This is a genomic window from Lentzea sp. NEAU-D7 (assembly GCF_026242055.1).
Classification (GTDB): domain Bacteria; phylum Actinomycetota; class Actinomycetes; order Mycobacteriales; family Pseudonocardiaceae; genus Lentzea.
The window spans coordinates 117,953-139,110 of the sequence record NZ_JAPJDL010000004.1; the positions used below are offsets into that span (position 1 = coordinate 117,953).

A 21,158-nucleotide genomic window follows, 5' to 3' on the forward strand; every position below is an offset into this window, starting at 1 on the left:
GTGGTGACGTTCGGGGTGCTGGGCCCGCTGACCGCGGGATCCGCCCGCCTCGGCGGCCCGAAGCAGCGGGCGGTGCTGGCACGCCTGCTGGTGGCCCGGCGCCGGGTCGTCCCGGTGCGCACGCTCGTCGACGACCTGTGGGAGGACCCGCCCGAGGGTGCCGTCGGCACGGTGCAGACGTTCGTCGGCGCGCTGCGCAAGGCGCTGGAACCCGATCGTCCACCCCGGACCCCCTCGACGCTGCTGGTGACCGAGGGCACGGGGTACGCGCTGCTCGCGTCGGACGTGGACGCGTGGCGGTTCGAGGAGATGCTCGGCGGCGACCTGTCCGTGCTCGACGATGCGCTGGCACTGTGGCGCGGACCCGCCTACGCCGAGTTCTCCGACGAGCACTGGGCGCGCGCCGAGATCGACCGGCTCGAGGAGCTGCGGCTGGTGGCCGTGGAACGCCGGGCCGAGGCCGCGCTGGCTCTCGGCCGTGCCGCGGGTGTCGTCGCCGACCTGCGCGCGCACCTGGCGGAGCACCCGTGGCGGGAGAAGGCGTGGAGCCTGCTCGCGCTGGCGCTGTACCGCGAAGGCCGTCAGGGCGAGGCGCTCGAAGCGGTGCGCGAGGCACGGCACGCGCTCGTCGAGGACCTGGGCGTGGATCCGGGGCCGGAGCTCCGCGCGCTGGAGTCGGACATCCTCGCCCAGTCACCCCGCCTCACGCCTGCGGCCGCGCCGACGCTGGTGGGAAGGTCCGCGGAGCTGGCGGCCCTCGAGTCCGCCGTGCCCGCGGCGGGACTGGGGCTCGCCCTCGTGACCGGCGAGGCCGGTGCCGGCAAGACCGCGCTGGCCGAGGCGTTCAGCGCCGTGCTGCGCACGAGGGGGTGGACGGCGGTGTGGGCGCGCTGCCCGGAGGACGCACCGGTGGCGTGGCCGTGGCAGCAGGTGGTGGAGGCGCTGGGGGAGTCGTTGCCCGCCACCGACCGGTTCCACCTGCGCCGCGCGATCGTGTCCACCGTGGAGTCCGCCGCTCCGGTGCTGGTCGTGCTGGACGACCTGCACCAGGCCGACGAGGAGACCCTCGCGGTGCTGGCCGCGTTCACGGCGGCCCGGCTCTCCGGCCGGGTGCTGGTCGTCGCGACCTCCCGCACCGCCGTGCCGCTCGAAGCCCTGGCCCGCGCCGACCCCGTCCGCGTCGAGCTCGGCGGCCTGGACGAGGAGGCGGTCGCCGCCATCGTGGGACCACTGCACGCGCGTGCCGTCCACGAGCGCAGCGGCGGCAACCCGTTCTACGTCAAGGAACTCGCGCGGCTGGTCGCCTCGGGCGGTGACCTCGGTTCGGTTCCGGCAGGGGTGCGGGACGTGCTGCGGCACCGGCTCGCCGGGGTGCCGGCCGAGGTGCGGACCGTGCTGCGCCAGGCCTCCGTGCTGGGACGGGACGTCGAGGTGGACCTGCTGGCCGCCCTGGCGGGCCACGACGTCCTCGACGCGCTGGACCTCGCGATCGAGGCGGGGTTCGTCGTGGAGGTCGCGCCGGGCCGCGCCCGGTTCACGCACGCGCTGGTGCGCGACAACCTGTACGAGGAGGTGTCGCTGACCAGGCGTGCTCGCTGGCACGAGGCGGTCGCCGAGGCGGTGAGCCCCGCTGACGTCCAGACGCGGGCACACCACTACGCCCTCGCGGGGACGAGAAGCGCCGCGGCGGTGCGGGCACTGGCCGAGGCGGCGGAGCAGACTCGTTCGCCCGGTGAGGCGGTGCGTTTGTGGAAGGCCGCGATCGCGGCCGGCTCGGAGCGGCCCGACCTGCTGACCGGCCTGGTCAGGGCGCTGGCGGTGAGCGGGGACCTGGAAGGGGCACGAGAACGGAGGTCGGCGGCCCTGCGCCTGGCCGCCGGTCCCGAGGAGGTGGCCGAGCTGATCGGGTCGTTCGACGTCCCCGGGATCTGGACCACGAACGACGACCCGGCCCACTCCGCCGAACTCGCCGCCGCCGCGGAACGCGTCCTCCCGTCGTTCCCCGGCCCCACCTCCACCCGCGCCCGCCTGCTCGCCACGATCGCGATGGAGGAACGAGGCACCGGCGCCCGCCTGGCGGAGGCGCGGGAAGCCGAGGCCATCGCGCGTGACCTCGGCGATCCCGGGCTGCTCGCGTTCGCGCTGAACGCCCGCTTCATGCACACCTTCCACCGCACCGGCCTGGCGGGGGAGCGGGCCGCGATCGGCCGCGAACTCGTCGAGGTTGCGGCAGGACGCCTGGTCACGCACGAGGTCCTCGGCCACCTGATCCTCGTCCAGGCCTGCTCCGCGCTCGCCGACTTCGGCACGGCCGACCGCCACGCGGCCGCAGCCGACGCCCTGGCCCAGCGCCACGACCTGCCGCTGGTGGGCGTCTTCACCGACTGGTACGCGGCGCTGAAGCTCGCGGCGTCGGGCCGGACGTCCGAGGCCGACCGCGCCTACCGGGCGGCCGCCGGCCGCGTCCGGGGAACCGGCATGTGGGGCATGGAACGCGGACTGCTGCCGCTGGCCCTGCTCAGCCTGCACGGTCCGTCCTCAGTGGACCTGACCGACGACTGGGGCCCGCACCTGGACTGGGTTCGCCCGCTGGTGCTGCCCCACGACGAGGCGCTGGAGGCCGCACGCGCGTTGCCGGACGGACCGGCGGACCTGCTCATCGAGGTGAGAGCCTGCCTGCTGGCCATGGCGGCGGCGAGGCTGCGAGACGAGGAACTGCGCGAGCGCGCACGCGCGTTGTTGTTGCCCGCCAAGGACGAGCTGGTGGCGGGCACCGGGCTGTTCACCTTCGGCCCGGTGGCGAATTACCTAGGCCGCTAGGGCGGGCCCGAGCAGCAGGCCGCCGTCCAGCACGAACTCCGAGCCGGTCGCGAACGCCGCCTCTCGCGACGCCAGGTAGAGCACCAGCGCGGTGAACTCGGCGGGCTCGCCCAGTCGTGGCACGGCGAACGGAGCGGGGGAGTAGAGCTCGCCGATCGCGGGCTGCCCGGCCACGACCGGTTCGGTGATCAGCGGGGTCGACACCACGCCGGGGTGGACCGAGTTCACGCGGATGCCGTCGCGGCCCAGCTCCAGCGCCGCGGTCCTGGTCAGCCCGCGCAGCGCCCACTTGCTCGCGACATAGGGCGCGTAGAACGGTGAGCCCACGTTGGCCATGGTCGAGGCGATGTTCACGATCGACCCGCCGCCGGCCCTCCGCAGCGACGGCGCACCGTGTTTGATGCCGAGGAACTGCCCGGTCAGGTTCACCGCGAGCGTGCGGTCCCAGACCTCGCGCGAGGTGTCCTCGATCAGGGCGGCCGGGTGCTGCGCGCCGGCGTTGTTCACCAGCACCGACACCGGCCCGAACCGTTCCTCCGCGGTGCGGACGGCCTCGGACCACGCGTCCTCGTCCGTCACGTCGAGCCGCACGGCGAGGGCCCGCTCGCCGAGTTCCTCCGCCGCTTTCGCCCCCGCGTCGAGGTCCCGTGCGGCGATCACGACCCGCGCGCCTTCGGCGTGGAAGCCCCGCACGTGGCTCGCGCCCATTCCGCTCGTCGCGCCGGTGATGAACACCGTCTGCCCGTCGAAGCGTCCCATCGGTCTCCTCCAGTGGTGAGATGAGTGACTCACCTCGGAACCGTAGGCATCGGTCGGTGGTGAGTCAAGTGACTCACCTCGTGGCATACTGGCGGGGTGCCGACCTACCACGAGCGCATGGCGGAGCAGAAGCGGACGGCGATCGTCGACGCCGCCACCCGGCTGTTCCTGGAGTCCGGCTACGACAAGACCTCGCTCGCGCGCATCGCCGACGCGGCCGGGGTGTCGAAGGCGACGCTGTTCAAGCAGTTCCCGACGAAGGCCGAGCTGTTCGACGCGATCGTCACGGACTACTGGCGCACCGAGGAGGGCGCGCTCACCCCGCAGCCGGGTGATCCGCGCAGGGGCCTGACGGCGCTCGGCAACCGGTACGTGGCACTGCTGACGCGGCCGGGCATGGTCGCGCTGTTCCGCATCGTCATCGCGGAGGCGCCGCGCTTCCCCGAGCTCGGGCAGACGCAGTTCAAGCTGGGCAAACAGCCGTTCTTCGACACCGTGCGCGACTACCTCGCCGCCGAGCACGAGGCCGGCACGCTGACCGTCGAGGACCCGGTCCTGGCGGCCACGCAGTTCCTCGGCATGATCTCGAACTTCGCGTTCTGGCCCCGCATGCTGCTGGTGAACTGGTCGCCCACCGAGAAGGCCATGGCCCACTCGGTGGACGAGGCGGTCCAGACGGTCCTGGCCCGCCACGCGGTCACAGCGGCAACCGGCGCAGCGCGGGCTTGAGGACCTTCCCGGACCCCGTGCGCGGCAGTTCGGCGACCACCTCGACGTGGACCGGGATCTTGTACTTCGCCAGGCGCGGCAACAGGAACTCCCGCAACCCGGCGGCGTCCACCACCGCGCCGTCGCGAGGCCGGACGAACGCCCGTCCGACCTCGCCCCAGCGCTGGTCCGGCACCCCGACGACGGCGACCTCCGCGACGTCCGGGTGCGAGGTGATCGCGTTCTCCACCTCGGCCGGGTAGACGTTCTCGCCGCCGGAGATGTACATGTCCTTGAGCCGGTCGAGGACGTACAGGTGCCCGTCGTCGAGCCGTCCCAGGTCGCCGGTGCGGAACCAGCCGTCGGAGGTGAACGCGGCCGCGGTGGCGACCGGGTCGTTCCAGTAGCCCGGCGTGACGTTCGGGCCTTCCACCTCGATCTCGCCCGTGCCGGCGAGCCGCAGATCACCGAAGAACACCGGGGGACCGGCCGAACCCGCCTTCCGCACGCTGTCGGCGGCCTCCAGGAACGTGGCGCCGGGCGCGGTCTCGGTGAGGCCGTAGCCCTGGCAGAACACCAGGCCCCGGTCCTGGTAGGCGCGGATCACCGCGTCCGGCACCGCCGCCCCGCCGCACAGCAGCACCCGCAACGACGACAGGTCCGCGTCGTGCCACGACGAGGAGGCGGCCAGGTCGGCGTACATCGTGGACACCCCGAACATCCACGTCACGCGCTGGGTCTCGATCAGCGAGACGCACTCGGCGACGTCCCAGCGCGAGGTGATCACGCTGCGCCCGCCCTTGGCGAACGTGGGCAGCAACGTCTGGGCGAGCGCGGCGACGTGGAACAGCGGCGCGCTGACCAGGGCGACGTCGTCCGAGGCGATGTCGACGCCGATCATCAGGTTGAAGGTGTTCCACAGCAGGTTGGCGTGGCTGAGCATCGCGCCCTTGGGCCTGCCGGTGGTGCCGGAGGTGTAGAGGATCAGGGCGATGTCGTCGGCGCCGACCGGCTCGTCCAGTGGCTCGCCGGAGCCCTGGAGCAGCCAGTCCTCGTACGCGGCCAGCGACACCGCCCGCGGGTGCTCCACCTGGTGCGACGGCGCGTGCACCAGCACGTGCGCACCGCAGTCGGCGAGCTGGTAGTTGATCTCGGCAGGGGTCAGGCGGAAGTTCAGCGGTACGAAGATCGCGCCCAGCTGGTGCGCGGCGAACATCGTCTCGGCGAACGACGGGTGGTTCGGGCCGAGGTACGCGACCCGGTCACCGTGCCGGACCCCGAGCTCCCGCAACCGCCACGCCAGCCGGGTCGTGCGGACGGCGACCTCCTCGTACGTGGAGGAAACGCCGTCGCAGGTGAACGCCTCACGCTTCGGCGCCATGCGTGCTCGGCGGTGTGGCCAGCTGCCCAGTCCCGCGTTGCGCATTCCTGTCTCCTGTCAGGCTGGTCCGGCTGGTCTCGTGCAGCGTCACCGTGCAGATGACGGTGAGCAGGCAGAACGCCGCGAGGATGAACGGGATCGCGCCCGTGCCGGAGGACTTCTGCACCTGCGCGAAGAGCAACGGCGCGAGCCCCGCGCCCAGACCCGCCAGCTGGTAGCCGAGCGAGGCGCCGGTGTACCGGCTGCCGGTGTTGAACAGCTCGCTGTAGAGCGCGGCCAGCGGCCCGTACATCATCGGGTGGATCACGGCCTGGCCGAGCACGAGCGCGATGACGATGAACCCGTTGTCCACCATGGGGAACAGCACGAACCCGAACGCCGCCATCAGCACGGCGCCGACGAGCACGACGGGCCGGCGCCCGACCCTGTCGGACATCGCCGACCAGCCGATGATGCCGATCACCGCGAGCGCCGAGGACAGAGTCAGCGCGTTGAGGATCATCTGCCTGCTGTTGCCCGCCTGCACGCCGTACGCCAGGACGAACGTCGTCAGGGTCGACTGCGCGACGAACGCCGAGAGGCCGACGCCCACGCCCAGCGCCAGCGTGCGCGGGTGGTTGCGCAGCACGTCGAGCAACGGCATGGAGCCCGGCTTGCGCTCGGCCTGGAAGACCGGCGTCTCCTCGACCTTCATCCGCACGAACAGGCCGATGCCCAGCAGCACCACGCTCAGCAGGAACGGCACCCGCCAGCCCCAGTCGAGGAACGCCTGCTCGCCGACCAGCGCGGCGGTGCCGGTCAGCGCGGCCGTCGACAGCACCATGCCGCACGGCGCGCCGGCGTTGGTGAAGCTCGCCCACAGCCCGCGCCGGGAGGTGGCGTGCTCGGCCGACATGAGCACGGCGCCGCCCCACTCGCCGCCGACGGAGATGCCCTGCACGACCCGCAGCAGGACCAGTCCGGCCGGCGCGAGCCAGCCGACCTGGGCGTAGGTGGGCAGCAGGCCGATCAGGAAGCTCGCCACGCCCATCAGGCTCATGGTCAGCACGAGCATCTTCTTGCGCCCCAGCAGGTCCCCGTAGTGTCCGAAGAGGATTCCGCCGAGCGGCCGGGCGAGGTAGCCGGTGGCGAACGTGCCGAAGCTCGCGATCGTGCCGACCAGCGGGTCCAGCGAGGAGAAGAAGACCTTGTTGAACACGACCGCGGAGGCCGTGGCGTAGAGCAGGAAGTCGTAGTACTCGATCACACTGCCGAGAAAGCTCGACCCGACTGCACGGCGTAACTGCGTTGTTGGCGCCATGGCTTCACCTCATGTGTAGTGGCGGTAGACGGCACGTGCGACGCAAGCGGGCTTCGCGGAGCCCTCGATCTCGACGGTGAAGTCGACGGTGAGCTGCACGCCGTCGCCCGGCACGTCCTCGACGGACGCGACCTGGCCGAGCAGCCGGATCTTGGCGCCGACCGGCACGGGCGCGGGGAACCGCACCTTGTCCAGCCCGTAGTTCAGGCTCATCCGCACGCCCGAGACGTCGAGCAGCTCGCTCATCAGCGGGATGAGCAGCGCCAGCGTCAGGTAGCCGTGTGCGATCGTGCCGCCGAACGGGCCGGAGGCGGCGCGTTCCGGGTCGACGTGGATCCACTGGTGGTCGTCGGTGGCGGTGGCGAACGTGTCGACGCGGCTCTGGTCGATCTGCAGCCAGTCGGTGTGGCCGAGGCTCTGCCCCGCCAGGGCCCTGAGTTCTGCGATTCCTTGGACGGAGATGGTCACGCGTCCTCCTTCACGAGTCCGAGCAGACGGGCGGCGTTGTGCTTGAGGATCTTGGGACGGACCTCGTCGGAGATGTCCAGCTTCGCGAAGTCGGCCAGCCAGCGGTCGGGGGTGATGACGGGGTGGTCCGACCCGAACAGGACCTTGTCCTGCAGCAGGGTGTTGGCGTAGCGGACGAGCTGCGGCGGGAAGTACTTCGGCGACCAGCCGGACAGGTCGATGTGCACGAACGGCTTGTGCGTGGCCACCGCGAGCGCCTCGTCCTGCCACGGGAACGACGGGTGCGCGAGCACGATCCGCAGGTGCGGGAAGTCCACGGCGACGTCGTCCACGAGCATCGGGTTGGAGTGCTTGAGCCTGATGCCACCGCCGCCGGGCACGCCGGCGCCGATACCGGTCTGTCCGCTGTGGAACAGCGCGGGCACGCCGAGCTCCTCGATCACCTCGTACAGCGGGTACGCCATCCGGTCGTCCGGCGAGAAGTCCTGGAGGCTCGGGTGGAACTTGAAGCCCCGCACGCCGTGCTCCTCGACGAGCCTGCGCGCCTCGCGGACGGCCGTGCGGCCCTTCCAGGGGTCGACGCTCGCGAACGGGATCAGCACGTCGGCGTGTTCGGCGCAGGACGCGGCGATCTCCTCGTTGGAGATGCGCGGGTGGCCGGTGGCGTGCTCCGCGTCGACGGTGAAGATGACCGCGGCCATCTTCCGCTCGCGGTAGATCTCGGCCGTCTCGGCGATGGTCGGCTGGCGGTGGGCGGCCTTGAAGTACTTCGCGGACGCCTCGACCAGCGCGGGACTGAGGGAGCTGTGGCCGTCGGCGGAGATCTCCGCGTGGGTGTGGACGTCGATGGCGACGAGGCTGTCCACATCCATTCTGGGAACGTTCATCGGGCCACCGGCTGCGGGATCCCGTAGGTCTCGGCCTCGAACTCGCCGAACCGCTCGGCGATCGCGTCCGCCTGCCAGCCGCCGTCCGCGAACAGGACCTGCTTCTCGGCGGGGTGCGACCAGAGCGCGAGCCGGTCGCCGCCGATGCCGATCGCCTGTCCCGTCACGCCCTTCGCCGCGTCCGAGGCGAGGTAGACGATCAGTCCCGCGACGTCCTCGACGGTGCCGAGCCCCTCGTCGCGCCGCACCCACTCCGGCAGTGGCGCGCCGGTGCGTTCCGACTCCTCGATCAGCGGCGCGAACGCCGGGATCGTGCGGGTCATCTCGGTTGCGGCGACGGGGACGACCGCGTTGACGGCGATGTCGGACCGCGCGAGCTCCAGCGCCCAGGTCCGCGCCATGGCGGCGATCCCGGCCTTGGCGGCGGCGTAGTTGGTCTGCCCGAAGTTGCCGCGCTGGCCGGCGGGCGACGAGACCAGCACGAGGCTGCCGCCCGTGCCCTGCTCCCGCATCCGCACGGCCGCGGCCCGGGCGCAGGTGAAGGTGCCGCGCAGGTGCACGTTGATCACGGCGTCGAAGTCGTCGTCGCTCATCTTCCACAGCACGCGGTCGCGCAGGATGCCCGCGTTGGTGACCAGCACGTCGAGCCGGCCGAACTCCTCGACGGCGGCGTCCACGAGCGACTGGGCGGTCTCGGCCGTCCCGACCGGAGCGACCACCGCGCGTCCGCCGATGCCCGCCGCGACCTCGTGGACGACCTCGTCCACGTCGTTGGCGACGACCCGGGCCCCGTTGCGCGCCAACGCTTCCGCGTACGCCCGGCCCAGCCCGCGACCGGCACCGGTGACGATCGCGACCTTTCCCGACAGCTCCATCAGGCGAGTCCTCTCCGTGGGGATCGCGACCCAAAGTAGGGCATATTCATGACGCTCGTCTAGATGCTGCCCAACATGTATCGTGAGCGGTGTGACGCCCCAGTCCCTGATGCTGAACTTCCTCGGCCTGTACGTGCTGGGCCGCGACATCGCGGTCTACTCGGGCAGCGTGATCGACGTCTTCGGGCGCGTGGACGTCTCGGAGGAGGCGGTGCGCTCCACGCTGACGCGCATGACGTCGCGCGGTCTGCTCGCCAAGCACCGCAACGGCCGCAAGGTCTACTTCGGACTCACCGCCCGCGCGACGGCGGTGCTGCAGGACGGCGAGCGCCGCATCTGGCAGCGCGGCGCGGTCAACCGGGACTGGGACGGCACCTGGACCCTGGTCGGCTTCTCGCTGCCGGAGGGTCGCCGGGGCGAACGACACGACCTGCGCTCACAGCTGCAGTGGGCGGGCTTCGGCCCGGTGCAGAACGGCCTGTGGATCGCGCCCGGCGCCCGCGACGTGACCGAGCTGGTCGAGGGGCTGGCGGAGAACGTCACGGTCTTCACCGCCCAGCACGCCAAGCCGACCGAGGCGGCGGACCTCGCGCGCCGCGCGTTCGACACGGCCGCCATCGCCGCCCGCTACCAGGACTTCCTGGCGAAGTGGCGCGAGCCGGACGCCTCGCTGCCGGACGACCTGGCCCGCCAGCTGGTGCTGCACGGCGACTGGCTCGACCTCGTGCGCCAGGACCCGCACCTGCCGGCCGAGCTGCTGGCGGGCGACTGGCCCGCGATCGAGGCGGAGCGGTTGTTCCAGTCGCTGGCCACCCGTTACACCGGGACGGCGACCCCGCTGGCGGCCGCCGCCATCGAGTCGATCGCGGTGCCGGCTGTCTAGGTCACAGCGCTGACTGGACTGGGGCGCTGTCGAGTCATCATGAAGTGGGCACCCTCGGGAGAGGCTCACGCACGTCACCTGCGGAGCAGCACTCCACCAAATCGATGGAGTGCTGCAAACGCTCTCTGCGCGGTGCGCCGAGCCGGTCCAGGGCGAGCCCGCGGAGGACGGTGTCCTCGAACTCGCCCTGTCGCCCGGATCAGCTCCGAGGCTCGTCCTCGAGCGCGCCGACCAGTTCCGGGTCTTCCGGAGCGGGCATGTGCCGGATGCTGTCACTGCCCTTGTGGTCGTGGGCGCGGCTGTACCGGGAATCCAGCACCCGTCCCAACTTGTGCGCCGCCCCGGCGTACGCGTCGTCCACGGTGGTCGCGTGGTGGGTGACCGCGACCGGCTGCTTGCCTCCCGGCCGCGCCTCGATGACGCACTTCTTGTCCTCCGGCTTGCCGCCCGCGTCCTCGCTGAGGTGCACTTCCACGCGGGTCAACCATCCGCTGAAGCGGGACAGGCTGCTCTCCAGGTCGGTGGTCACATAGGTGGCCAGTCGTTCGCCACCGTGGATGTTGTGGTCGGTGTTGACCTGGATCTGCATGAGCACCCTCCGGAACGGGACAGAAATGGTTCTGGTCGATACCACGGGAGCGGCCGGCTCAAACGCGGCGGCGTTCAGCGCGTGGGATGCCCTGACTCCGCAATTGGGGCGTTGAGCTGCGGTGACCGTCCACCATGGCTGCAAGGGAACGACCCTACAGCGTGGCGTTCTGCCGCACCTGATCCTTGTCCGGTGTGTCGACTGGTGTTCGTCCACAAGAAGCACTCCTTCCACCAGCGGCGGCTGGCTAGACACTGTGCGTGCCCACCACTCGCGCTGGCGCGGGTTCGCGTGTGGACGCAGAGAAGGGAATCCGATGAAGCGATTGACCTCGTCCGTTCTGTTGGCGCTGCTCGTGACCGTCGTGGCGAGCCCGCTGCCGGGTGCCGCTGCCGCGTCAGGCCGGGTGCAGCCGCTCGAACGTGCGCACGCGCACAACGACTACGAGCACGAACGCCCGCTGGCCGACGCCCGCGACCGCGGGTTCACGTCGGTGGAGGCCGACGTGTGGCTGGTGGACGGCGAACTGCGGGTGGCGCACGACCTGGTGGACGCGCGGCCGGGCCGCACACTGCGCAGCCTCTACCTCCAGCCGCTCGCGCAGGTCGTGCGGGCGAACGGGGGTCGCGTCTACCCGCACTGGCGTGGTTCCTTCCAGTTGCTCGTCGACATCAAGAGCGACGGTCCGGCGACGTACAAGGCCGTGGACGAGGCGCTGCGCGAGTTCCGTCCCATGCTCACCCAGTGGGTCGGCGGTCACGAACGACGTGGCGCGGTCGAGGTGGTCATCAGCGGCAACCGGCCGCGTGAGGACATGCTCGCCCAGCGGATCCGGCGGGCCGGCTACGACGGCAGGATGAGCGATCTCGGCACTGGTGTCCCCGCCGCGTTCATGCCGCTCGTCAGCGACAACTGGACGAAGAACTTCACCTGGCAGGGAGTGGGCGCCATGCCCGTGGCCGAGCGGGAGAAGCTGCACCGCATCGTGTCCCAGGCGCACGCCGCCGGCTACCGGGTGCGGTTCTGGGCCACCCCGGACGTGGCGGGTGAGGCTCGCGACGCGGTGTGGCGCGAGCTGCTCACGGCGGGCGTCGACCACATCAACACCGACGACCTCGCAGGCTTGCGGGAGTTCCTCCTGGCCAACGACCCGGCTGAGCGGCGCAAGGGCTGAACCGCGGGCAGGGCAGCGCCGATCAGCGGAACCTGACGAGTTCGACCCGTTACGGCAGCAGGTGCTCGACGGGCACGCCCGGCCGCCGGGCGATCAGCGAGCGCTGGCAGGCTTCCGGTCGCGTTCTACGCAGAGCAGCGCCGCGCCTCTCGGCAGCGCCGACCTGACGGGAGCCAGGTCGGCGCTGCCGAGGATCTCCGCCTCGTACCGGCGGACGTACTCCGCGGCCATCACGCGGCAATCTCCGGGTGGTGTTCGCAAGCGGTCACCACCCGGAGCGTCACGCCACAGCCGTCCCTTCCAGCTCGACCATCAGGTCGGGCAGCGCCAGCCTGCTCACCCCGAGCATCGTGGTCGGCGGCGCCACGCGCGCCTGGCCGAGCCTCGCCGCCAGCACGCCGTAGTGCTGGAACAGCAGGTCGACGTCGGTGGTGTGGACGTTGAGCCGCACGAGGTTCGCGAGGGACATCCCCGCCTCGGCCAGCACCGCCTCCAGGTTGTCGAGGCTCAGTGCCAGCTGCGCCCCCATGTCCCCGGCGTGCTCGGGCTTGCCGTCGCCGTTCGTCGACGTCTGGCCCGCGCAGTACAGCGTCCGGGCCTGCCCGGTGACGACCTCGCCCTGGTGGTAGCCCAGCTCCGCCGACCACGTCCACGGGTTGACCGGCGTTCGTTCCACAGCCACGACAGCTCCATTCGATCTCTTCGACAGTGCCGTCAGCCTCGCAAGCGATACACGACATCCTGTGTCACGTATTCCCGTACGGTTTTCGCATGCGTGCCGACCGGTTGGTCTCGCTGGTCCTGCTGCTGCGGCGGCACGGCCAGCTGTCGGCGGCCAGCCTCGCCCGCGAGCTCGAGGTGTCCACCCGGACGGTCCTGCGCGACATCGAGGCGCTGTCCGCGGCCGGTGTCCCGGTCTACGCCGAACGCGGCCGGCACGGCGGGTTCGCGCTGCTGCCCGGTTTTCAGACGGAGCTCACCGGCCTGAACCACGACGAGGCGCTGGCTCTGCTGGTCGCCGGTTCCCGGCGCGGTGCGCAGGTGTTCGGGCTCGGCTCGTCGCTCGCCTCGGCCGTGCTCAAGGTGGTCGACGCGCTGCCGGAGAGCTACCGGAAGACGGCGGCCGGTGCGGCGGAACGGCTGCTCGTCGATCCGGAGATCGACCTCCTCTCGCGGCGTGCGGTGGAGGAGGAGCTGCCGGACGCGGTGGTGGCGGAGGTCCGTCGCGCGGTGTTCGCGGGGCACCGGCTGCGGATCCGCTACGAGGCCGGGGGCGAGGCGGCGGAGTGGCGCACGGTGGACCCGATCGGGCTGGTCACCGTGCGGGAGCAGGGATACCTGCTGGCCACGAAGGCGGGGGAGGACCGGACCTACCGGCTGTCGCGGATCCTCGCCGCCGAGGAGCTCGACGAACCCGCGCGGCGAGCGGGCCGGGTCGACCTCGGCCGGGCCTGGCAGGAACGCAGCACGCGGTTCCGGACCGGTGGTGACCAGGTCGCCGTGGTGCTGCGGGTGCACCCGGCGCGGCGGGAGGAGCTGGTGGGCACCGCACTGGCCGTGGTCGCCGAGGAGCCCGACGACGGCTGGCTGCGGATGGAGGTCGCGTTCCAGGACGCACGGCACGCGGAGTGGGCGTTGTGGCAGCTCTCGACGAGCGCGGAAGCCCTTGAGCCGCAGTGGTTGCGCACCGCTTTGAAACAGCGGGCCGCCGCGGTCGCCGCCCGGTACGGGCAGGAGGCCCGTTGAGCGGCGAACGCGACTTCAGCCGGTACCTGAACGCGCGGGTGCTCTCGGTCGTCGGCGCCGTGGTGTCCGCGGTGGCGCTGCCCGTCCTCGTCTACCAGCTGACCGGCTCGGCGGGCTGGACGTCCGCGGTCACGGCGGCGGAGGCGTTGCCGTACCTGGTGTTCGGGTTGCCGGCCGGCGCGCTCGCGGACCGGTTGGACCGCCGCTCGATGATGGTGGCGATGGACTTCACGGTCGCCGCCGTGCTGCTGAGCGTGCTCGTGGCGTGGCTGGCGGGCGGACTGACCGCGCCGCACGTCGTGGCGGTGGCGTTCGCGTCGCAGACGGCGTTCGTGTTCTTCGACGCGGCGAACTTCGGTGCGCTGCCGGCGTTGGTGGGCAAGGAGAAGCTGACCGCCGCCTACTCGACGCTCTTCGGGCGCACGACCGTGGTGGAGCTCGTGGTGCCGGGTGTGACGGGCCTGATCGTGGTCGTCGTCGCTCCGGCGGCGCTGTTGGCCGTGAACGCGTTGACGGCTGTGGGCTCGGCACTGTTGTTGCGCGCGATCACGAGCAGCATGGCCACCCCACGACCGGTGAGTGGTGGGAGGCAACTCGTCGCGGACATGCGCGAGGGGTTGCGGTTCCTCTGGCAGGAACCGGTGATCCGGGTCCTCACCCTGGTCGGCGCGACGCACTCGGTGGCCGGTGGCGCGTGGATCGCCCTGCTCGTGCCGTTCGCCGACCAGGTGCTCGGCGTGGAGTCGAAAGGTGACCCGAGGCTCGCGGCCCTGTTCAGCTGCTGGGGCCTGGGCGCGATCCTCGCCTCCCGCCTGCTGCCGCGGGTGACCGCTCGCTGGGGCAGCGCCGGGGTGGCGCTCGGCGCCTTGCCGCTCTCCCTGCTGGGCGGGGTGTTCGTGCTCGTGAGCGGGCACTGGCTGGTGGCGTGCGCGGCGGCGACCTACTGGGGCGTCACCGGTGCCGTCGTGGTGATCAACGGGATCACCTACCGGCAGGAGGTGTGCCCGGAGGAACTGCAGTCTCGGGTCAACACCACTGCGCGGATGATCGCCTGGGGCCTCGGCCGGCCTCTCGGCGCCGCCTTGGGCGGTGCCCTGTCGGTCGCGGCCGGTGATCCGCGCGCGGGCATCGCGGCCGGCCTCGTGGTGCTGGCGGCAGGTGTGCTCGCGGCGTGGGCGTCACCGGTGCTGCGCGGTCAGAAGCACCGCAACGCCACGTGATCCCGGGGCGCAGCGGTGCCGGCTCGTGCTCGACCGACCTGGGCCGGGTCGCGGCGCTCGCGCTCGGGGTGGCGCCGCGACCCGTGTTCAGAGGATCAGGAGTGCGGGCAGGTGTCCCGGTACTCCTCGATCAGCGTGCTGCGTCCCGGTGCCGGGCAGAGGAACTGCTCGTAGCGGGTGTCGTTGTCGATGAACCGCTTGAGCCACGAGATGCTGTACTTCGCGATCGTCGTGTTGGACGAGTTCGGGGCGAAGTGCGAGGCGTTGTTGAGCTCCAGGTACGCCTTGTCCAACGTGGACGGCAGGCTCGTGTAGAACGGCTCCGAGTGGGACGAGACCGGGGCGATGGAGTCGTCCTCGGCGCCGACGACCAGGGTCGGGACGCGGACGGTCGACCAGTTCTTCGTGGTGTGCCAGCCCGTGAGCGGGATCGCCGCCTGCAGGGACGGGCGCTGGCTGGCGGCGCGCAGGGTTCCGCCGCCGCCCATCGAGTGGCCCATCACGCCGAGGCGGGACGAGTCGATCCGGGTGCGCACGGAGCTCTGCTGGGTGAGGTAGTCGAGGGCCGCCAGCAGCTGCGAGGCCCTGCTGTCGGGCTGGTCGTAGATCGAGTTCGTGTCGATCGTGAAGATCACGAAGCCCTGCGACGCGAGGCGCGGGCCGAGCCACGAGATGCTCGACTGGGTGCCGGTGTAGCCGGGGGAGATGACCACCGCGCCGAACGTGCCGGCGGAGGTGCTGGTCGGGTAGTAGATCGTGCCGCCGCCGAAGCCGCCCACCAGCGACGACACGGAGGTCTCCGAGACCGCGAACGGGCCGCGGCTCGCCTCGATGCTGGAGTTGGTGGGGGCCGGCCCGCGTTCGTACGGGTTGTCGGCGGCCTGGGCCACGGTGCCGCCGAGCAGCACCATGGAGAGCGCGACGGGAATCAGGGTGCGGAGTTGCACAGCGCTGTACACCTCATTCGGCAGGGAACAGGGGGAGGAACGACCTCGACCCTGCAACCACGGCGTCCGGGTGCGCATCGGTGCAACCACCGGTCTCGGTGAACAACTTCGGTGTCAAAACTAACGGTGGTAGGTGAATTTGGCCCTTACCCCTTCCGGAGGAGCGGCCGCCGCCGTAAGACTGGGCCGATGCTGCGTGGCCGAGAGCGGCAACGCGTCGCCGTGGACGCGTTGGTGGAGCGTGCGCGCGTTGGGTGCGGCGGAGTGCTTGTGCTGTGTGGTGAGGCCGGTTCAGGCAAGACTGCGCTGCTCAACGCGGTGGAGGACAGTTACGACGCGATGCTGTGCGTGGACGTCCCCGAGATCGATGACGAGCTTCTGGAACTCGCACAGGACGTGGGAGGTACGAGAGGCGCGCTGCTCATCGCGACCGAAGGCGGACCACGTGGGCTGCCGAGCATCACGCTCGATCCACTGGACGCCGTGACGAGCCTCCGCGTGCTGCACGACCTCGTGCCCGGCCTGCCCTCCGCCGTCGCCGCGGACCTCGTGGAGCTGGCCTGCGGTAACCCGCTGGCGCTGGTCGAGCTGGCCGGATCGCTCACGTCCGCGCAGCTCGGAGGCGTCGCGCCGGCGCCGGAGGTGCTGCCGGAGAACAGCTCCCTGCGGCAGAGGTGGCGAGCCCGCTTCGCCGCGTTGTCCCCCGAGGCGCAGCACGTCGTCGCGATGGTGGCGGTGGACGAGGAGGTCGACGCCGAGACGCTCGACCTGGACGCGGTGACCGAGGCCGGGCCGTTGTTCGACTCGCGCAGGCTGGTCCGGTCCGCCCTGCGGGTGGACGTGCCGCTCCCGCTGAGACGCCGGGCCCACGCCGTTCTGGCGGAGACCCTGCCGCCGGGCGCCCGCCGCACGTGGCACCAGGCGGTCACGACGCGGGACCCCGCGCTCGTCGACGTGCTGACCACCTACGCCGAGCACGCGCAGCGGTGTGGCGACTTCGCGACGGCCGCGCGGGACCACGACCGCGCCGCCCGCCTCACGACCGATCCCGAGCAGAAGGCGCACCACCTGCTCAAGGCCGCCGCCGACCACTGGGCGCACGGCGCGCCGCACCGGTCGCGGGCCGTCCTGCGCACCGCGACGAAGATGACCCACACGCCGGAGCTCAGGGCGCTGATGGACCTGCTCGTCGGCGGCATCGAGCTCGGCGAGAGCCTCCCCGACGTCGCGGCCGACCGGCTCATCCGCGCCGCGAAAGGACTGGTCGGCACGCGTCGCGAGCTCGCGGTGGCCGCGCTGGGGTTCGCGGGTGAGGCGGCCAGCATCGCGGGGGACCACCGCCGCTACGCCGCCGTCGCCGAGTTCGCGAAGGAGATCCGCCGCGCCGACGAGCCGCCGGCCACCCGGCTCACGCTCGAGCACCTCACCGGGATGCTGGCGACGTTCGACGGCAGGCACGACGAGGCGCTGCCCGCGTTGCGCACCGTCGTGGACCTGGCCGACCAGGTCCCCGGACCGCAGGCGCGGATCTGGGCGAGCCAGGCCGCCTACGTGCTCGGGGACGCCGCCCGGTCGCACGAGATGGCCACCAGCGCGGTCACGGCGGCGCGGGAGACCGGGTTCACCGCGATGGTGCCGTGGGCGCTGGTGTACCGGGCGTTGTCGGCGTTGCTGCTGGACCAGCACTCGGCGGCGCTGATGGCGGCGACCGAGGGCGTGCACGCGGCGACGGCGATAGGACAGCACAACGCCGTGGTCGACCACCTGACGATCCTCGCGCTGCTGGCGGCGCTGAGAGGTGACGCGGACACGGCGCTGCACCGCATCGACGCCGCCACCGAGCAGATCACCCAGCGCGGTCTCACCCGGCCCGGCACGTTCGGCGCCTGGGCGTTCGCGTGCGTCGACCTGGCGCGCGACCGGCCCGCCGACGCGCTGGACCGGCTGCGGCTGCAGCCGGGGCACGCCGGCATCAAGGTGATGGCCGCGCCGCACGTGGTCGAGGCCGCCGTGGCGTGCGGCAAGCCGTCCACTGCGGACAGAGCGCTGCAGCCGTTCGAGAAGTGGGCCGGCACGACGGGAAGCGCGGCCCGCCTCGCGCTCTCGCACCGCTGCCACGGCCTGCTGGAGAGCGGCACCGCCGACGAGCACTTCGAGGAAGCGATCCGGCTCCACCGCTCCAGCGGCACCGCTCTCGAACTCGCGAAGACCGAGCTGCTGTACGGGAACCGGCTGCGGCGCGGCCGCAAACCCAAGGCAGCGCGCGAACACCTGCGCGACGCCGTGCGCATCTTCCAGTCCTACCAGGTCGACCACTGGGTCGAGCGGGCCCGCGCCGAACTGCGCGCGGCCGGCGACTCCACGAGCGAGCCCAGGGACCACCCCGGCCTGACGCCGCAGCAGGCGCAGATCGCCAGGCTGGTCGCCGAGGGCGCCACGAACCGCGAGGTCGCCGCGCGGTTGTTCCTGAGCCACCGCACCGTCGAGCACCACCTGCGCAACATCTTCGCGCGGCTCGGCGTGCGGTCGAGGGTCGAGCTCACCAGGAGACTCGATTGACGATGGAGGTCGCGTGCGCGAGCAGTACCGGCACTGGCAGCGGATTCCGACCCGATGGGCGGACAACGACGTCTACGGCCACGTGAACAACGTCGTGCACTACGCGTTCATGGACACCGTGATCAACACATGGCTGATCGGCGCCGGGCTGGACATCCAGGCCGGCCAGCAGATCGGGCTCTGCGTGGAGTCGCACTGCAACTACCGCGCCTCGGTGTCGTTCCCGGAGGCGCTCGACGCCGGGCTGCGCGTGGGACACCTCGGCCGGTCGAGCGTGCGCTACGAGGTCGGGTTCTTCTTCGAGGGACGCGAGGACGTCGTGGCGGAGGGCCACTTCGTGCACGTGTTCGTGGACCGCGAGACCCGCAAACCGGTGGAGATCCCCGCGCACCTGCGCACGGCGATGGAAGGTCTGGTGGTGGCGTGAAGACGCGAGGCGCGGTGCTGACCGGAGTCGGCGGGCCGCTCGAGGTCGTGGACCTCGAGCTCGACCCGCCCGGTCCCGGCGAACTGCTGGTGCGCGTGCACGCCACCGGCCTGTGCCACTCCGACCTGTCCGTGATCGACGGTTCGCGCATCCGGCCGTTGCCGATGGTGCTCGGCCACGAGGCCGCGGGCGAGGTCGTCGAGACCGGTCCCAACGCCGAGTTCCAGGTGGGCGACCACGTCGTGCTGTCGTTCGTGCCTGCGTGCGGCGCCTGCCGCCGGTGCGCGTCGGGCCGCCAGGCGCTGTGCGAGCCCGGAGCCGCGGCGAACCGCGACGGCACGCTGCTCGGCGGTCAGCGCCGCTGGACCCTTCCGGACGGCACACGGCCGCACCACCACCTGGGCGTGTCCGGGTTCGCCGAGTACACGGTGATCTCCGGCCGGTCGGCCACCCTGGTCCCCGAGGACCTGCCGCTCGACGTCGCCGCGCTGTTCGGCTGCGCCGTGCTGACCGGTGCGGGCGCCGCGTTCTACAGCGCCGAGGTCAAGCCGGGGGAGAAGGTCGCGGTGTTCGGTCTCGGCGGTGTCGGCCTCGCGGCGGTGCTCGCGGCCGTGACGGCGGGCGCGACGCAGGTCGTGGCGGTGGACGTGGTCGAGCACAAGCGCAAGCTGGCTCTCACGCTCGGCGCGACGCACGAGGCCGCGGGCGGGCCGGACGTCGTCGCCCACGTCCGGGACCTGACCGGTGGCGGCGCGGACAAGGTCATCGACACGACCGGTGTGGCGGCGGTGCTCGAACAGGCGTACGCCGCGACGGCCGTCGGCGGCACCACCGTCACCGTCGGCCTGCCGCACCCCGACCGCACCGTGAGCCTGCCGGCGCTGAACCTGGTCGCCGAGGAACGCACGCTCAAGGGCAGCTACCTCGGTTCGTGCGTGCCCCGCCGGGACGTGCCGCGGTTCGTCGACCTCTACCGCGCGGGCCGGCTGCCCGTCGACGGCCTGCTGTCCGGGCGGCTGGCGCTGCACGAGATCAACGAAGGCTTCGCGAAGCTCGCCTCCGGGGAGGCCGTCCGGCAGGTCGTCGTCATGCGGTGATGCCCGGTTCGGCCCGTCCGGGCACGAATCGGGCAGGACAGTTCCCGTGTCAGCTGTTGACCACCGCGGGCTGCCTGCGCCACGGTGGGAGCGCTCTCATGTTCGTCGCTCCCGCAACGGGGCGGGCAGCGATCCCTGCACGGACAAGGAGAAGAGCATGCGCTTCACCATGCCCAGAATCGTGCCCGCGCTGGCACTCGTGCTGGTCGGGTCCACCTTCACGGTGCCTGCCCAGGCGTCGGAGAAGGAGATGTCCCCCGGCCTGCTCACCGCGATGAGCTCGGCGTTCGGGCTGACCGAGGCCCAGGCGCGGTTGCGCCTGGAGAAGGAACAACGCGCGTCGGTCATCGCACCGCGCGCCGAAAGCGAGGCCGGTGCCGCACTCGCCGGCAGCTGGTTCGACGAGACGAAGAACCGCCTGGTCGTCGCCGTGACGGACCGGACGGCCGCACGCAAGGTCGAGGCCACCGGTGCCGAAGCCGTGGTCGTCGGCCGTTCGGCGGGCTCGATGGCGGCGCAGAAGAACCGCCTCGACGCCCTGTCCGCGTCCGGGTCGGTGCCGTCCGCCGTGGCGAGCTGGCACCCCGACCCGCGCACCGGGACCGTCGTGGTGAACGTCGAGGCGGGCAAGCAGACCGCTGAGGTGGCCTCGTTCCTGGACAAGGCACGTCAGCTCGGCTCCATCACCGTGCGCACCGAGGGTGTCCGGCAGCCGCAGCCGTTCGCGGCCGGCACGGTGGGCGGCGACCCGTACTACACCGGCAACGTCCGCTGCTCCATCGGCTTCTCGGTGCACGGCGGCTACGTCACGGCGGGCCACTGCGGCGGGAACGGCGCGGCCGTCTACGGCTGGGACCGCTCCTACCAGGGCAACTTCGCCGGATCCTCCTTCCCCGGCAACGACTACGCGTGGGTGCGCACCGGCGGCGGCTGGTGGACCGTGCCCGTCGTGCTCGGCTGGGGCCGGGTGCCCGACGCGCTGGTGCGCGGTTCGTGGGAGGCGCCGGTCGGCACCTCGGTCTGCCGTTCGGGTTCGACGACCCAGTGGCACTGCGGCGTGATCCAGAGCCGCAACGAGACGATCCGCTACGCGCAGGGCGACGTGCACCAGATGGCGGGCACGAGCGTCTGCGCCCAGGGTGGCGACTCCGGTGGTTCGTTCATCACCGGTGACCAGGCCCAGGGCGTCACGTCCGGCGGCTACGGCGACTGCACCAGCGGCGGTCGCACGTGGTTCCAGCCGATCAACGAGATCCTCAACGTCTACGGCCTGAGGCTGCACACCGCCTGACGGGAGTCCCCGGCTGTCCACCGCGTG

Annotated in this window: 20 protein-coding genes; 10 read left to right on the forward strand and 10 right to left on the reverse strand. The window is 71.9% G+C overall.

Annotation, left to right across the window (positions count from 1 at the left end):
- Positions 1-2,820, forward strand: coding sequence for a BTAD domain-containing putative transcriptional regulator (locus ORI60_RS10500; protein ID WP_266036725.1), 2,820 nt, complete (start codon positions 1-3; stop codon positions 2,818-2,820).
- Here the strand turns inward: ORI60_RS10500 and ORI60_RS10505 are convergent.
- On the reverse strand, positions 2,809-3,579 hold the full coding sequence (locus tag ORI60_RS10505; protein ID WP_266036727.1) for an SDR family NAD(P)-dependent oxidoreductase: 771 nt from the start codon (positions 3,577-3,579) through the stop codon (positions 2,809-2,811). The two genes, ORI60_RS10500 and ORI60_RS10505, sit on opposite strands and share 12 nt — an antisense overlap.
- A 96-nt stretch (positions 3,580-3,675) precedes the next feature.
- Between ORI60_RS10505 and ORI60_RS10510 the strand changes: the two genes are divergently transcribed.
- Positions 3,676-4,308, forward strand: a complete 633-nt coding sequence (locus tag ORI60_RS10510; RefSeq protein ID WP_266036729.1) for a TetR/AcrR family transcriptional regulator — start codon at positions 3,676-3,678, stop codon at positions 4,306-4,308.
- Here the strand turns inward: ORI60_RS10510 and ORI60_RS10515 are convergent.
- From ORI60_RS10515 to ORI60_RS10535, 5 genes are read right to left on the reverse strand one after another with little or no spacing between them, the layout of a single operon-like run.
- Positions 4,277-5,668, reverse strand: a complete 1,392-nt coding sequence (locus ORI60_RS10515) for an acyl-CoA synthetase (protein WP_266036731.1) — start codon at positions 5,666-5,668, stop codon at positions 4,277-4,279. The two genes, ORI60_RS10510 and ORI60_RS10515, sit on opposite strands and share 32 nt — an antisense overlap.
- The gene (locus tag ORI60_RS10520; protein WP_266036733.1) at positions 5,652-6,968 is read right to left on the reverse strand and encodes an MFS transporter; all 1,317 of its coding nucleotides are present in this window, start codon (positions 6,966-6,968) and stop codon (positions 5,652-5,654) included. Before ORI60_RS10520 ends, ORI60_RS10515 begins: the two co-directional genes overlap by 17 nt.
- 9 nt (positions 6,969-6,977) lie before the next feature.
- Positions 6,978-7,436, reverse strand: a complete 459-nt coding sequence (locus ORI60_RS10525) for a MaoC family dehydratase (RefSeq protein WP_266036735.1) — start codon at positions 7,434-7,436, stop codon at positions 6,978-6,980.
- Complete coding sequence (locus tag ORI60_RS10530) at positions 7,433-8,308, reverse strand: amidohydrolase family protein (RefSeq protein WP_266037281.1); 876 nt, start codon at positions 8,306-8,308, stop codon at positions 7,433-7,435. Before ORI60_RS10530 ends, ORI60_RS10525 begins: the two co-directional genes overlap by 4 nt.
- An 11-nt stretch (positions 8,309-8,319) precedes the next feature.
- Positions 8,320-9,198, reverse strand: coding sequence for an SDR family NAD(P)-dependent oxidoreductase (locus tag ORI60_RS10535; protein ID WP_266036737.1), 879 nt, complete (start codon positions 9,196-9,198; stop codon positions 8,320-8,322).
- 91 nt (positions 9,199-9,289) lie between these two features.
- Here ORI60_RS10535 and ORI60_RS10540 point away from each other — a divergent pair, with 91 nt between their 5' ends.
- Positions 9,290-10,081 carry a PaaX family transcriptional regulator C-terminal domain-containing protein gene (locus tag ORI60_RS10540; protein WP_266036739.1) on the forward strand — a complete coding sequence of 264 codons (792 nt, stop codon included), beginning with the start codon at positions 9,290-9,292 and terminating at the stop codon, positions 10,079-10,081.
- Between the two features lie 199 nt (positions 10,082-10,280).
- Here the strand turns inward: ORI60_RS10540 and ORI60_RS10545 are convergent, their stop codons facing one another.
- Complete coding sequence (locus ORI60_RS10545; protein ID WP_266036741.1) at positions 10,281-10,670, reverse strand: HPF/RaiA family ribosome-associated protein; 390 nt, start codon at positions 10,668-10,670, stop codon at positions 10,281-10,283.
- A 316-nt stretch (positions 10,671-10,986) separates the two neighbouring features.
- Between ORI60_RS10545 and ORI60_RS10550 the strand changes: the two genes are divergently transcribed.
- On the forward strand, positions 10,987-11,844 hold the full coding sequence (locus ORI60_RS10550) for a phosphatidylinositol-specific phospholipase C/glycerophosphodiester phosphodiesterase family protein (protein WP_266036743.1): 858 nt from the start codon (positions 10,987-10,989) through the stop codon (positions 11,842-11,844).
- A 93-nt stretch (positions 11,845-11,937) separates the two neighbouring features.
- Here ORI60_RS10550 and ORI60_RS10555 read toward each other — a convergent pair whose 3' ends face one another.
- Together ORI60_RS10555 and ORI60_RS10560 are read right to left on the reverse strand one after the other, a co-directional pair.
- A complete protein-coding gene (locus ORI60_RS10555; RefSeq protein ID WP_266036744.1) occupies positions 11,938-12,078 on the reverse strand; it encodes a hypothetical protein in 141 nt (46 codons plus the stop codon).
- A 46-nt stretch (positions 12,079-12,124) separates the two neighbouring features.
- Positions 12,125-12,520 (reverse strand): RidA family protein, encoded by a 396-nt coding sequence (locus ORI60_RS10560; RefSeq protein WP_266037282.1) that lies wholly within the window; start codon positions 12,518-12,520, stop codon positions 12,125-12,127.
- 95 nt (positions 12,521-12,615) lie between these two features.
- Between ORI60_RS10560 and ORI60_RS10565 the strand changes: the two genes are divergently transcribed.
- Both ORI60_RS10565 and ORI60_RS10570 read left to right on the forward strand, forming a co-directional pair.
- Positions 12,616-13,590, forward strand: a complete 975-nt coding sequence (locus ORI60_RS10565) for a helix-turn-helix transcriptional regulator (protein WP_266036745.1) — start codon at positions 12,616-12,618, stop codon at positions 13,588-13,590.
- Complete coding sequence (locus tag ORI60_RS10570) at positions 13,587-14,810, forward strand: MFS transporter (RefSeq protein WP_266036747.1); 1,224 nt, start codon at positions 13,587-13,589, stop codon at positions 14,808-14,810. The genes ORI60_RS10565 and ORI60_RS10570 overlap by 4 nt, the downstream gene beginning before the upstream one ends.
- Positions 14,811-14,905: 95 nt before the next feature.
- On the opposite strand, the gene ORI60_RS10575 is transcribed toward ORI60_RS10570, so the two are convergent.
- The gene (locus ORI60_RS10575) at positions 14,906-15,721 is read right to left on the reverse strand and encodes an alpha/beta hydrolase family protein (protein WP_266037283.1); all 816 of its coding nucleotides are present in this window, start codon (positions 15,719-15,721) and stop codon (positions 14,906-14,908) included.
- Between the two features lie 225 nt (positions 15,722-15,946).
- Here ORI60_RS10575 and ORI60_RS10580 point away from each other — a divergent pair, with 225 nt between their 5' ends.
- The 4 genes from ORI60_RS10580 (at position 15,947) to ORI60_RS10595 (ending at position 21,131) form a co-directional block, all read left to right on the forward strand.
- Positions 15,947-18,316 (forward strand): helix-turn-helix transcriptional regulator, encoded by a 2,370-nt coding sequence (locus ORI60_RS10580; RefSeq protein WP_266036749.1) that lies wholly within the window; start codon positions 15,947-15,949, stop codon positions 18,314-18,316.
- A gap of 13 nt (positions 18,317-18,329) precedes the next feature.
- Entirely contained in the window at positions 18,330-18,743 is a 414-nt protein-coding gene (locus ORI60_RS10585; RefSeq protein WP_266036750.1) for an acyl-CoA thioesterase, read from the forward strand.
- On the forward strand, positions 18,740-19,840 hold the full coding sequence (locus ORI60_RS10590; RefSeq protein ID WP_266036751.1) for a zinc-binding dehydrogenase: 1,101 nt from the start codon (positions 18,740-18,742) through the stop codon (positions 19,838-19,840). The genes ORI60_RS10585 and ORI60_RS10590 overlap by 4 nt, the downstream gene beginning before the upstream one ends.
- Before the next feature lie 157 nt (positions 19,841-19,997).
- Positions 19,998-21,131 carry a S1 family peptidase gene (locus ORI60_RS10595; protein WP_266036752.1) on the forward strand — a complete coding sequence of 378 codons (1,134 nt, stop codon included), beginning with the start codon at positions 19,998-20,000 and terminating at the stop codon, positions 21,129-21,131.
- The last annotated feature ends 27 nt before the right edge of the window (positions 21,132-21,158 follow it).